Below are 11979 nucleotides of genomic sequence, written 5' to 3' on the forward strand. Positions count from 1 at the left end.
GTTTTCGCCTGCGTGCCGAAGACCTGCGTTTTCGCCTGCGTGCCGAAGACCTGCCGACCTTTGTGCCCCAGCATCAGGAACTGTTCGACGATCGCCCGCAGCAGTCCTTGCCCTGGGAGCAACTGCGCGAACGCCTGCGTGCACGGCTGGGAGATGACGCGGTGCACGGCTTGCGCTTCCAGGCCGATCACCGCCCCGAGTGTGCGTGGCAGGCCAGTGCCGACAGCCAGCCCTGCGCGGTGCCGGCGGCAGTGAAACGGCCGGGCTGGTTGCTGACTGAACCGTTGGCCGTGCATCAGGGCTCGGCGCGCATCCTCATGGGGCCGGAGCGTATCGAGTCCGGCTGGTGGGACGGCGACGACGTACGCCGTGACTATTACCTGATCGAAACCCGTGCCGGCCAACAGGGCTGGGCCTACCGGGCGGTCGGTGAGGACGGCCCGTTGTGGTTGCAGGGGTGGTTCGCATGAGCATCGACTATGCCGAACTGCACTGCCTGTCGAACTTCAGCTTCCAGCGCGGTGCCTCCAGTGCCCTCGAGCTGTTCCAGCGCGCGAAAAAGCAGGGTTATCAAGCCCTGGCGATCACCGACGAATGCACCCTGGCGGGCATCGTTCGCGCCTGGCAGGCGGCGAAGTCCGTGGAGTTGCCGCTGATCATCGGCAGTGAAATACGCATCGAGAACGGTCCGAAGCTGGTGCTGCTGGTGGAGAGCCTCGAGGGCTATCAGGCGCTGTGCCGATTGATCACCCGCGCCCGGCGCCGCACGCAGAAAGGCCAGTATCAGGTGCTGCGCGAAGACTTCAGTGAACCCTTGCCGGGATTGCTGGCGTTGTGGGTGCCGGACGCTGTCGATGCCTTTGAACAGGGCCGCTGGCTCAAGCAGGTCTTCGCCGAGCGACTGTGGCTGGCTGTGCAGTTGCATTGCGGTCAGGATGATGCCCGGCGCCTGGACGATCTGCTGACCCTGGCCAGGGAGTTGCGTATTCCTGCGGTCGCTTGCGGCGATGTGCACATGCACGCGCGCGGCCGGCGCGCCTTGCAGGACACCATGACCGCGATCCGTCATCACCTGCCGGTGGCCGATGCCGGGTTGCGCCTGCATCCCAACGGCGAACGCCATCTGCGCGGTCTCGATGTGTTGCAGGCGCTTTATCCGCCAGACTTGCTCGCGGAAACGCTGAACATCGCCCGGCGCTGCACCTTTGAACTTGGCCAGTTGCGTTACCAGTACCCCCGCGAACTGGTGCCGCAAGGGCACTCGGCCACCTCGTGGCTGCGTCATTTGACCGCGGAAGGCATCGAGTGGCGTTGGCCAAAAGGGCCGAAAAGCGAAGTGCTGGTGCAGATCGACAAGGAGCTGCAACTGATCGCGGAGCTGGGCTATGAAAGCTATTTCCTGACGGTCCACGACATCGTCCGCTTCGCCCGCACCCAGCACATTCTTTGTCAGGGGCGCGGCTCGGCCGCCAACTCGGCGGTGTGTTTTGCCCTGGGCATCACTGAAATTGATCCGGATCGCACCACGCTGTTGTTCGAGCGTTTTCTCTCCAAAGAGCGTAACGAACCGCCGGACATCGACGTCGATTTCGAGCATGAACGCCGCGAGGAAGTCTTGCAGTACGTGTTCCAGCGTTATGGCCGGGCCCGGGCCGCGTTGACGGCAGTGGTCAGCACTTACCACGCCGCCGGTGCGGTACGGGATGTGGCCAAGGCATTGGGCTTGCCGCCGGACCAGATCAACGCCCTGGCCGATTGCTGCGGTCACTGGAGCGATGAGACACCGCCCGTGGAGCGTCTGCGCGAGGGCGGGTTCGACCCCGAGAGCCCGATGCTGCACCGGGTGCTCCGCCTGACAGGGCAACTGATCGGCTTCCCCCGGCATTTGTCCCAGCACCCCGGCGGTTTCGTGATTTCCGAGCAGCCGCTGGACAGTCTGGTACCGGTGGAAAATGCCGCCATGGCCGAACGCACCATCATCCAATGGGACAAGGATGATCTCGATGCGGTCGGTTTGCTCAAGGTCGATATCCTGGCGCTGGGCATGCTCAGTGCGATTCGCCGATGTTTCGATCTGCTGCGCCGGCACCGGGGTCTGGACCTGAGCCTGGCGAGCATCCCGTCCGAAGATGCGGCCACCTACGAAATGATCGGTCGGGCCGACACCATCGGCGTGTTCCAGATCGAGTCCCGGGCGCAGATGTCGATGCTGCCCAGGCTCAGGCCGAAGACGTTTTACGATCTGGTGATCGAGGTCGCCATCGTTCGGCCGGGGCCGATCCAGGGCGGCATGGTGCACCCGTACCTGCGGCGACGGAACAAGGAAGAACCGGAGGCCTATCCGTCGCCGGAACTGGAAGTGGTGCTCAAGCGCACCCTTGGTGTGCCGCTGTTTCAGGAACAGGTCATGCAGATCGCCATCGTCGCCGCCGACTACAGCCCCGGCGAGGCCGACCAGCTACGCCGCTCCATGGCCGCGTGGAAACGCCACGGCGGGCTCGAACCGCACAAGGAACGGCTGGCCGCCGGGATGAAGAAAAACGGCTACACCGCCGAGTTTGCCGCGCAGATCTTCGAGCAGATCAAGGGGTTTGGCAGCTACGGCTTTCCCGAGTCCCACGCGGCCAGTTTTGCCTTGCTGACGTACGCCAGTTGCTGGTTGAAATGCCACGAGCCGGCGGCCTTCGCCTGTGCGCTGATCAACAGCTGGCCCATGGGGTTCTACAGCCCGGACCAGATTCTGCAGGACGTCCGGCGTCATCATTTGCAGGTTCGCCCGGTGGACGTGCGCGCCAGTGACTGGGATTGCAGCCTGGAGCCGATCGCCGGTGCGCAACCGGCGATTCGCCTGGGCCTGCGTATGATCAAGGGGTTTCGCGAGGACGATGCCCGACGCATCGTGGCGGCACGCTCCAAAGGCGCGTTTGCCGACCTCGTCGACCTCGGCGAACGGGCACGACTCGATGCCCGCGCCCAGGARCAACTGGCCGATGCCGGCGCGTTGCGTGGCCTGGCCGGTGATCGCCATCGGGCGCGCTGGGAAGTGGCCGGGGTACAAAAGCAGCTGGGTTTGTTTGCCGGCCTGCCGAGCCAGGAGGAGGACGCGGTGGCGTTGCCCAAGCCCACCGTGGGTGAGGACCTGCAAGCCGATTACGCCAGTGTCGGCACCACCCTCGGGCCGCATCCGTTGGCCCTGTTACGCGGKGAGTTGAAGGCGCGACGCTGCCGCAGTTCGAAGGAATTACTGGACGTCGAGCACGGTCGRCCGGTCAGCATCGCCGGGCTGGTCACCGGCCGACAACGCCCAGCCACCGCCAGCGGCGTGACCTTCGTCACCCTTGAGGACGAGTTCGGCAACGTCAACGTGGTGGTGTGGCGCGACCTGGCCGAGCGGCAGCGCCAGGTGTTGGTCGGCTCGCAGTTGCTCAAGGTCGATGGCCGCTGGGAGAAGGAGGGCGAGGTGCGGCATCTGATTGCCGGGCGGTTGAGTGATCTGAGTGCGTTGTTGGATGGCATTACTGTGCGCAGTCGGGATTTCCACTGACACATGCACTCCCCCTGTAGGAGCGAGCCTGCTCGCGATGGACTTGAGAGCGCCGCGATCATTCAGAAAGCCCGCGTTATCGTTATCCACCATCGCGAGCAGGCTCGCTCCTACAGGGTTGTGTCATTGCGTGCTACTTGGTCAGCGGCCAAAACCGCTCCCCACCGCCCGGTGCATCCGTCCACGCCTGTAACGACCGTGTCGGCAGATCGAAGTAATCCCGCGTGCGCGCATAGCCATGCCCACCCATGCGTCCGATGGCGTCGAGCCCCAGTTGATCGATGTACAGGGTTTTCGGGTCGATCAGTTCGTCCCGCACATGGGCCATCAGCACTTCACCGAAGATGATCTCCCGGGATTGGCCGATGGACAGGGCCATCATCCGCCGGCACTCCAGCGCCACCGGGGCTTCGCCGATGCGCGGGCATTTGACCGTGGTGCCGGGGATGGCGGTGAGGCCGGCGGCGGTCAGTTCATCGAAGCCGGGGGCGAAGGGCACGGCGCAGACGTTCATGGCTTCCACCAGGGCATCGCTGACGATGTTCACGGTGAATTCCTGGTTGAGCTGAATGTTGCGGGTGGTGTCCTTGGGGCTTTGGTCGCCGTAGTTTTCCACGCCCAGGGCGAGGATGGGYGGATCGGCCGACAGCGCATTGAAGAAGCTGAACGGCGCCGCGTTGACCCGGCCTTCRCCRTCGACGGTGGTGACCAGGGCRATCGGYCGTGGCACGACGCTGCCGATCAGGATCTTGTACTTGTCCCGTGGGCTCAATGCGCTGAAGTCGAAGCTTTGCATGGGCAGAAATCTCTAGAGAGGTGGATCAATCGCGCTCAGTGGCGAATGTGCGCTGTAGTCGTCGGCGAACGGGATGGCGGGCTGAAACAGGCTCTTCCAGTCCGGTTGGCCAAAGGCCCGGTCACTGTGGCTGCGCATCAGTTTTTCGAATTGGCGTTGGGCCTGGCGTTGCAGGGCGGGGTAGTCGACGCCCTCGACCTGGCCGTCCTGCATCACGCAACGGCCGTCGATGTAGCTGGCGATGCAGTCATCACCGCGCCCGGCCAGCACCAGATTTTTCAACGGATCGAAGAGAGGTCCCAGGTGCATCCCGCGCAGATTGAACACGGTGATGTCGGCCTTGCAGCCCGGTGCCAGGCGGCCGAGATCGTTGCGGCCCAGTGCCTTGGCACCGCCGAGGGTCGCGGCGTTGTATAGGTCCAGCGTGCTGGTCAGCTCGTTGCCACCCTCCATCAGGCGAGCGATGTTCAATCCCTGGCGCATGTTGTCCAGCAAGTCCGCCGGCCAGGTGTCGGTGCCCAGGGCGAAGTTGATGCCCTTGGCCCGATAGCGGCCAAACGAATTCAGCGCCTCGCCGTCCCGGGCGAACACCACGGGGCAATGCACCAGGCTCGCACCGCCATCCACCAGCCGTTGCAGGTCGTCATCGCCTCGGGTGTAGATGCCGTGGGGCAGCAGGCTGCGCGGGGTCAAAAGCCCAAGCTGCTGCAACCAGCCCAATGACGAGGTGCCGCGCAGTTGCTCGACCATCGTCACCTCGCCGAGGCCCTGGCAGCAGTGCAAGCGCATCGGTGCGTTCAGTTCCCGACTCAGCGCGGCGGTGCGTTGCAGCAGCGCCGGGGTACRGGTCTGGATGCGATCGGGCAGCAGCGCGCCGCGAATCAGACCGCTGTTCGCACCGTCGAAATCCCGGAAAAACCGTTCGGCGGCATCGAGGCCGGCCATGCCCCGGGCTTCGTCCCAGTGGTGCGCAAGGGTTCCATCGGTGCGCCAGTAACTCATGCCGCTCATGTAGCAAGGGCCGAGGTAAGTGCGTAGCCCCAACTCGGCCACCACACCGGCTACCGCTGCAAATTCGTCATAGGTCTCGGCCCATTCGCGGTAGTACATCGAGGTGATCGGCATGGCGGTGGTTATGCCGTTGCGGATCAGCTGGGTGAAGGCGTAGCGGTATTTGAAGACTTCCTCTTCGGGGCTGTAGCTTTCCCGCGATCCACGCGCCAGATACTGCGCCGACCACATTCGGCCCATGGCGCGCTCGTCGCCGTTATCCAGGGTCAGCACCGTGGAATCGAGATCGCCCAAGGCATCCAGATCGATGAAGCCGGGGCCGATCAACGCGTTGCCGTAATCGATCCACCGATCCACCGGCCCCGGATAACCGCGCCCGACAAACTCGATGCGCGAGCCTGTGAACACCACTTCGCCGTCGCGCCACAGCACATGCTGCGTGCCGTCGAAGCCGACTACGCAACTGGCCCGCAAGCCGATGCGCTTCACAGACGGCTTTCCAGCAAACGGCCACCCGTAGCAATTAACCGACCTGCGCGATAGACCTGACGCAGCGGTCGCGAAACCACGGCTTCGCCCAGCGTTTGCACCGGCATCAGCAGGAAGTCCGCCGGCTGGCCGATCTCCAGGCGATTGGCTTCGCAACCCAGCGCCTGGGCGCCGTTGACGGTCGCCGCTTCGAACGCCGCCGCCAGTTCTTCGTCCTTGTTCAAATCGAAACGGAACGCCAGCAACATCGCCCGTTCCAGCATGTCGCCGTTGCCCATGGGCGACCAGGCATCACGAATGCCGTCCGAGCCCAGGCACACATTCACGCCGGTTTCGCGCAAGGCCATGAATGGCGGCACCGCGCAATCGGCCGGGGCCGAGCTCATCAGCGAAATACCCAGCGCCGCCAGGCGCTCGGCCACCGGTTTGACCTGGCTCCACGGCAACATCCCCAGGCAATACGCGTGGCTGATCATCACCCGGCCCTGGCGGCCGTAGCGCTTGGTGTAGTCGGCGATCAGCGCGATCTGCCACAGGCCCAGCTCACCCTTGTCATGCAGGTGAATGTCGACGCCCCGGTCGAACTCGCTGGCCAGTTTGAAGACGAAATCCAGTTGTGCGATGGGGTCGTTGTCGATGCCGCACGGGTCCAGTCCACCGACGTTTTCCACACCCAGGGCCATGGCTTCGCGCATCAGTTCGGCGGTGCCGGGGCGACTGATCAGGCCGGTCTGCGGGAACACCACCAGTTGCAGGTCGATCAGGTCGCGGTATTTTTCGCGCAGTTGCTGCATGGCCTCGACATGATGCAGGCCGAACTCCGGATCGATGTCGACGTGGCAACGCATGGTCAGCGAGCCACGGGCAATGCAGTTTTCCAGCAGGGTACCGGCCCGTTGCGCAATCGGTGTGGTGACTTCGCGCAGGATGCGCCGTTCGTTGGCAATGTAGTCCTTGAGGGTCGGGCCGGCGCTGTTGGGGCACCAGGGTTGACCCCAGAGGGTTTTGTCCAGGTGCACGTGGCTTTCCACCAGGGCGGGGGTGAGCAACTGGTTCTGGCCGTCGATGTCGGTGGCGAGCAGCTCGGTGGTCGAGGCCGGGCGGCGTTGGCTGAAGCAGCCGTTTTCGATCAGCAGGTCTTCGGCGGTTGAGCCGTAGGGGCGCACGTTGCGCAGCCAGCGGGGTTGACTCATTGCAAACCTCAAATTCAGTGGTGTCTTGGCGGGCCCCATCGCGAGCAAGCTCGCTCCCACAGGGTTTGGGGGTGTTCACAAAATGTGTGATCAGCACAAATCACTGTGGGAGCTGGCTTGCCTGCGAAGGCCACGACTCGGTTTCAAGTCAGGCAATCAGCCCTTGAGCTTGGCCCAGATCCGGTCCTGCAGTTCCCGCGCCTTGTTGCTGCATTCCTTTTCCGGGCGCAGGCGCGAGGCGAACTCGTCGGGCATGTTGATGGCGTCCATCACTCGCCACTTGGCGTCGATCAGCTTGTCGCTCTGGATGCCGTTGGCGTAGGCGATGGCGTTGGACACGGCGGCGGCGTTTTCCGGTTTCATCATCCAGTCGATGAAGATCTTCGCGTTGCCGGGGTGTGGTGCGCTTTTCGGTACGGCGAAGTTGTCCTGGAACATCGCCAGGCCTTCCTTCGGATACACGTACTTGATGGTGCTCTTCTGCAAGGTGGCCCGCGCTGTAGAACCGTTCCAGTTCTGCATCATGATCACTTCACCGGAGGCCATGCGGTCGACGGTGTTGTCCGAGCTGTACATCTTCAGGAAGGGTTTCTGTTTTTGCAGCAGTTCGAGGATGCGCTTGGCGTCCTGCGGGTTTTCGCTGCATTCGTCGACATTCAGGTAGTGGCTGGCGGCGTTGATCACACTGCTGGAGGTGTCGAGGGCGGCGAGCTGGCCTTGCAGTTCCTTGCGCGGCTCGAAGAACTCTTTCCACGAGTCGTCGAGCTTGCCGCCGGGCACCCGGGCGCTGTCATAGGAGAACCCGGTGGTGCCCCACAGGTACGGCGCCGAGAACTTGCGACCGGGGTCGAAGCTCGGGTCGCGGAACGCCGGTTTGACGTACTGGAAGTTGGGCAGGGCCGAGGCGTCGATTTCCAGCAGCAGGTCTTGATTGATCAGGGTGCGCATGATCGATTGCGATGGCACGATCACGTCGTACGCCGCACCACCGGCCTGTAACTTGGCCAGCAGGGTTTCGTTGCTGTCGTAGCCGTCCATGGTGACCTTGATCCCGGTCTCCTTTTCGAACTTGGCCAGCAGGTCGACCGGGTAGTAGTCGGTCCAGTTGTAGAAGAACAGTTCCTTGGGCTCGGCGGCCTGGGCGGTGAAAACGGTGAAGCAACTGAGGGCCAGACCGGCGACGCCGTAACGCATGCTTTTCAGGATCATTGTTAACGCTCCAGGCTCATTGTTGTTTGCCGCGCTGTCCCAGCCAGAAGGCCAGCACCACCAGCACGATGGAAATCACCAGCATCAGGGTCGAGATCGCGTTGATCTCCGGCGTSACGCCGGCCTTGATGGCCGAGAAGATGTACACCGGCAAGGTGGTCGAACCGGGACCTGCGACGAAGAAGGTCATGATGAAATCGTCGAGACTGACCACGAACGCCAACACCGAACCGGACAGCACCGCCGGCCACAGCAGCGGCAGGGTCACCCGGCGAAACACCTGCCAGGGGTTGGCATACAGGTCGTTCGCCGCTTCCAGCAGGCTCTTGTCCAGGTCGTTGAGCCGCGCACGGATTGGCAGGTAAGCGAAGGGAATGCAGAAGCCGATGTGGGCGACGATGACCGTCAGCAAACCGAGCTTGATCCCCAGCGCCATGAACAGCAGCAGGGTGGCGACGGCGGTGACGATCTCCGGCAGGATCAGCGGCAGGTTGATTCCGCCCTCGACCATTTTCTGCCCGTAGAACGGCCGATAAGTCGCCAATGCCGCGAGCAATGCAATGGCTGTGGCACAGACCGTGGCGATGCTGGCGACGATGATCGAGTTCAGCGCCGCGGTCTGGATCGATGGGTTGGCCAGGATGCGTCCGTACCAGGCGAACGAGAACTCGGTCCACACCGTCGCCGAGCGGTTGGCGTTGAAGCTGTAGGCGATCAGCACGAAAATCGGCAGGTACAGATAGGCCAGCATCAGCAGGCTGACTTCACGGGTCAGGGGCAGTTTCTTCAGGTGCAGGGCGATCATGCTTGGGCTCCTGGGCGTTGGGTCTTGGCGGTATTGCGGCTATAGAGGGCGTAGAGCACCAGGGACAGCAACATGATCCCCAGCAACAGGAACGACAGCGAACTGCCCAGCGGCCAGTTGCGCGCGGTGCCGAATTGCTGCTGGATCAGGTTGCCGATCATCAGCGTCTTGCCGCCGCCGAGGATCGCCGGGGTAATGAAGGCACCCAGGCTCGGTACGAACACCAGCAAGGCACCTGCGATCACGCCCGGCATCGACAGCGGCAGGATGATCCGGCGCAACGCGTGCCAGCGGTTGGCACCCAGGTCGTAGGCGGCTTCCACCAGGCGCCAGTCGAGTTTTTCCAGGGTCGAGTAGATCGGCAGGATCATGAACGGCAGGAAGCTGTAGACCAGGCCGACGCTGACCGCGAAGTCGTTGTAGAGCAGGGTGATGCCCCCGGCTTGCGGCAACAGCGCGTTGAGGCTCTGGGCAATCCAGCCGTGTTCGCGCAGGATGATCAGCCACGCATAGTTGCGGATCAGCAGGTTGGTCCAGAACGGGATGGTGATCAGCAACACCATCAGGTTGCGTCGGCGGGGCGTCAGGCTCGACATCCACAGCGCCACCGGGAAGCCGAACAGGAAACACAGGACCGTGGTGCCACCGGCCTGAAACACCGAGCGGATCAGTGCCTGGGCGTAGACCCAGTTCAGTTCCAGTTCACCGTCGAAACCTTCCTGGAAAAACAGCTGAACGTAACTTTGCAATTGCCAGTTGGCCTGCCAGTCGACGCCACCATAGACGTTGCGTGGCAACAGGCTGATGTAGCCCATGATGCCCAGCGGAATGGCGATCAGGGCCAGCAGGGTCAGGAGCACCGGGCTGAGCAGCAGCGCACGGTTGAGGGCTGGAGAAGTGCTGCTGACGCTCATCTCAGGCCTCCATCAACAGGCAGGCGTGTGGCGGCAGGTTGACCGCGACGCGATCACCCACCACCCGGCCGTGGTTCAGGCCTTCGTTGTTCTCGCGCAGCATGACCTTGATGTCGTTGTTCAGGCGGCATTGGTAGAGCGTGGCCGTGCCGACATACAGCACGGCTTCGATCACGCCGCGCAGGTGATGGGGCTGCGTCGGCTCGACCAGTTGCGAACGCTCGGGGCGGAACGCCAGTTGCACCTTGCTGCCGTCAAAGCCCTGGGCCAGGCAGGGGATTTCCACGGGCATGCCGTTGGGCACGAAGAGCTTTTCGTTCTGCTGGCCGCGCTTGATGTGGCCGGGGAGGAAGTTGATGTCGCCGATGAATTGCGCGACGAACTGGTGTTGCGGCCGTTCGTAGATCTCGTTGGGCGTGCCGATTTGCAGGATCTTGCCGGCGGACATCACGGCAATGCGATCGGACAGGGTCAGCGCCTCTTCCTGATCGTGGGTGACGAAAATAAAGGTGATCCCGGCTTCTTTCTGCACACGCTTGAGTTCGACCTGCATTTCCTTGCGCAGCTTGAGGTCCAGGGCCGACAGCGGTTCATCCAGCAACAGCACTTTGGGTTTCGGTGCCAGGGCCCGGGCCAGAGCCACCCGTTGCTGTTGCCCGCCGGACAGTTCGGCCGGTTTGCGCCTGGCCAGGTGCTGCATTTGCACCAGCGCGAGCATTTCCTCGACACGCTGCGCAATCAGCTTGCGATCAAGGCCCTGCATCTCGAGGCCGAAGGCGATATTCTGCGCAACACTCATGTGCGGAAACAGCGCGTAACTCTGGAACACCGTGTTGACCCGACGCTTGAACGGCGGCAAATCGTTGACCGGCTCGCCCGCGAGGCGAATCACACCGTCGCTGACGTGCTCGAAGCCGGCAATGGTGCGCAGCAAGGTGGTTTTGCCGCAGCCGGAGGGGCCGAGCAGGGTGAAGAATTCGTTGTCGGCAATGTCGACCGAGACGTTATCGAGGGCGGGTGCCAGCCCCGGATCGTCGGAATATCGCTTTGAGACGTTTCGCACTTCGATTGCTGTTGGATGACCCATTATGGTGCATTCCTCTAATTATTGTATGCAAAATCTGGATGCAATTTAGAAATACCCGGATTAATCTGCCCGTGCAAGCCCCTTTTTCAAAGGCTGTTCACTCGCCAGGGTTGGTTGCACAGGGCGCGAGGAGTTGATGAATGACGGAAAAGAAACTGGAAACCACGGTCGACCGCGTCTACCAAGGGGTTTACGAGGCGATCAGCAAACGCTCGTTGCGTCCGGGCATGAAACTCGGCGAAGCCTCACTGGCCGAGCTTTTCAATGTCAGCCGCACGTCCGTTCGGGCCGCGCTCAAGCAATTGGAGGCCGATGGACTGGTCACCACCGAGCCCAATAAAGGTGCATCGGTGTCGTTGCCGAGTGACGAAGAGATCCGCTCGTTGTTCGAAACCCGGCGTTTGATCGAGATCGGTATCGTCAGCGAACTGTGCCGTCGGCGTGATACAGCGGTGACCCAGGACCTGCGCGATCATTTGCTGCTGGAAGATGAAGCGCATCAGAGCGGTGATCACGAACGGCTGATTCACCTGCTCGGCGAGTTCCACATCAAGCTGGCCCGCAGCCTGAACAACCCGGTGTTGCTCGACTGGTTCCAAAAGCTGATTTCCCGGGCGTCGCTGTATGCCGCCGCACTGGATGACGACAGTCACGAGGCCTGCCGCGACGACGAACACCTGCGGCTGATCGAGTACATCGAGGCGGGCAACCAGAGCGCGGCCATCGAGCTGACCTGCATGCACTTGAATGGCATCGAGAAGGCCATTCTGGATGTCGCGGCAACCCTGAAAAGCAGTTACAACCCGCTAAAGCACCTGATTGAGGTGTAGACCCCTCTGAACACCAAACTGTAGGAGCGAGCCAGGTCCGGGCGGCGTTCCGACGATAGCGGTGCGTCAGACGACATCCATGTCGACTGTACCGTTGTTAT

At 62.7% G+C, this 11979-nt stretch carries 9 protein-coding genes and 1 pseudogene; 3 read left to right on the top strand and 7 right to left on the bottom strand.

Annotated elements, in window-relative coordinates:
- Both AC1DVH_RS19605 and AC1DVH_RS19610 read left to right on the top strand, forming a co-directional pair.
- Nucleotides 1-470: pseudogene (locus AC1DVH_RS19605) on the top strand (Y-family DNA polymerase); the annotation flags it as partial.
- The gene (locus AC1DVH_RS19610) at nt 446-3544 is read left to right on the top strand and encodes an error-prone DNA polymerase (RefSeq protein WP_477755202.1); all 3099 of its coding nucleotides are present in this window, start codon (nt 446-448) and stop codon (nt 3542-3544) included. The pseudogene AC1DVH_RS19605 and the gene AC1DVH_RS19610, both read left to right, overlap by 25 nt.
- Before the next feature lie 133 nt (nt 3545-3677).
- Here the strand turns inward: AC1DVH_RS19610 and AC1DVH_RS19615 are convergent, their stop codons facing one another.
- From AC1DVH_RS19615 to AC1DVH_RS19645, 7 genes are all read right to left on the bottom strand, one after another.
- On the bottom strand, nt 3678-4340 hold the full coding sequence (locus AC1DVH_RS19615; RefSeq protein ID WP_477755203.1) for a flavin reductase family protein: 663 nt from the start codon (nt 4338-4340) through the stop codon (nt 3678-3680).
- Between the two features lie 12 nt (nt 4341-4352).
- Nucleotides 4353-5840, bottom strand: coding sequence for an amidohydrolase family protein (locus AC1DVH_RS19620; protein ID WP_477755204.1), 1488 nt, complete (start codon nt 5838-5840; stop codon nt 4353-4355).
- A complete protein-coding gene (locus AC1DVH_RS19625) occupies nt 5837-7033 on the bottom strand; it encodes an amidohydrolase family protein (RefSeq protein ID WP_477755205.1) in 1197 nt (398 codons plus the stop codon). Before AC1DVH_RS19625 ends, AC1DVH_RS19620 begins: the two co-directional genes overlap by 4 nt.
- Nucleotides 7034-7189: 156 nt before the next feature.
- A complete protein-coding gene (locus AC1DVH_RS19630) occupies nt 7190-8242 on the bottom strand; it encodes an extracellular solute-binding protein (protein ID WP_477755206.1) in 1053 nt (350 codons plus the stop codon).
- A 16-nt stretch (nt 8243-8258) separates the two neighbouring features.
- Nucleotides 8259-9047 carry an ABC transporter permease gene (locus AC1DVH_RS19635; protein WP_007995935.1) on the bottom strand — a complete coding sequence of 263 codons (789 nt, stop codon included), beginning with the start codon at nt 9045-9047 and terminating at the stop codon, nt 8259-8261.
- Nucleotides 9044-9961 (bottom strand): ABC transporter permease, encoded by a 918-nt coding sequence (locus tag AC1DVH_RS19640; RefSeq protein WP_477755207.1) that lies wholly within the window; start codon nt 9959-9961, stop codon nt 9044-9046. Before AC1DVH_RS19640 ends, AC1DVH_RS19635 begins: the two co-directional genes overlap by 4 nt.
- 1 nt (nt 9962) lies before the next feature.
- Complete coding sequence (locus AC1DVH_RS19645; protein ID WP_477755208.1) at nt 9963-11048, bottom strand: ABC transporter ATP-binding protein; 1086 nt, start codon at nt 11046-11048, stop codon at nt 9963-9965.
- Between the two features lie 140 nt (nt 11049-11188).
- Between AC1DVH_RS19645 and AC1DVH_RS19650 the strand changes: the two genes are divergently transcribed.
- Nucleotides 11189-11878, top strand: a complete 690-nt coding sequence (locus AC1DVH_RS19650) for a GntR family transcriptional regulator (protein WP_007987445.1) — start codon at nt 11189-11191, stop codon at nt 11876-11878.
- Nucleotides 11879-11979 lie beyond the last annotated feature (101 nt).

The organism is Pseudomonas sp. P4_C3, from assembly GCF_056402075.1.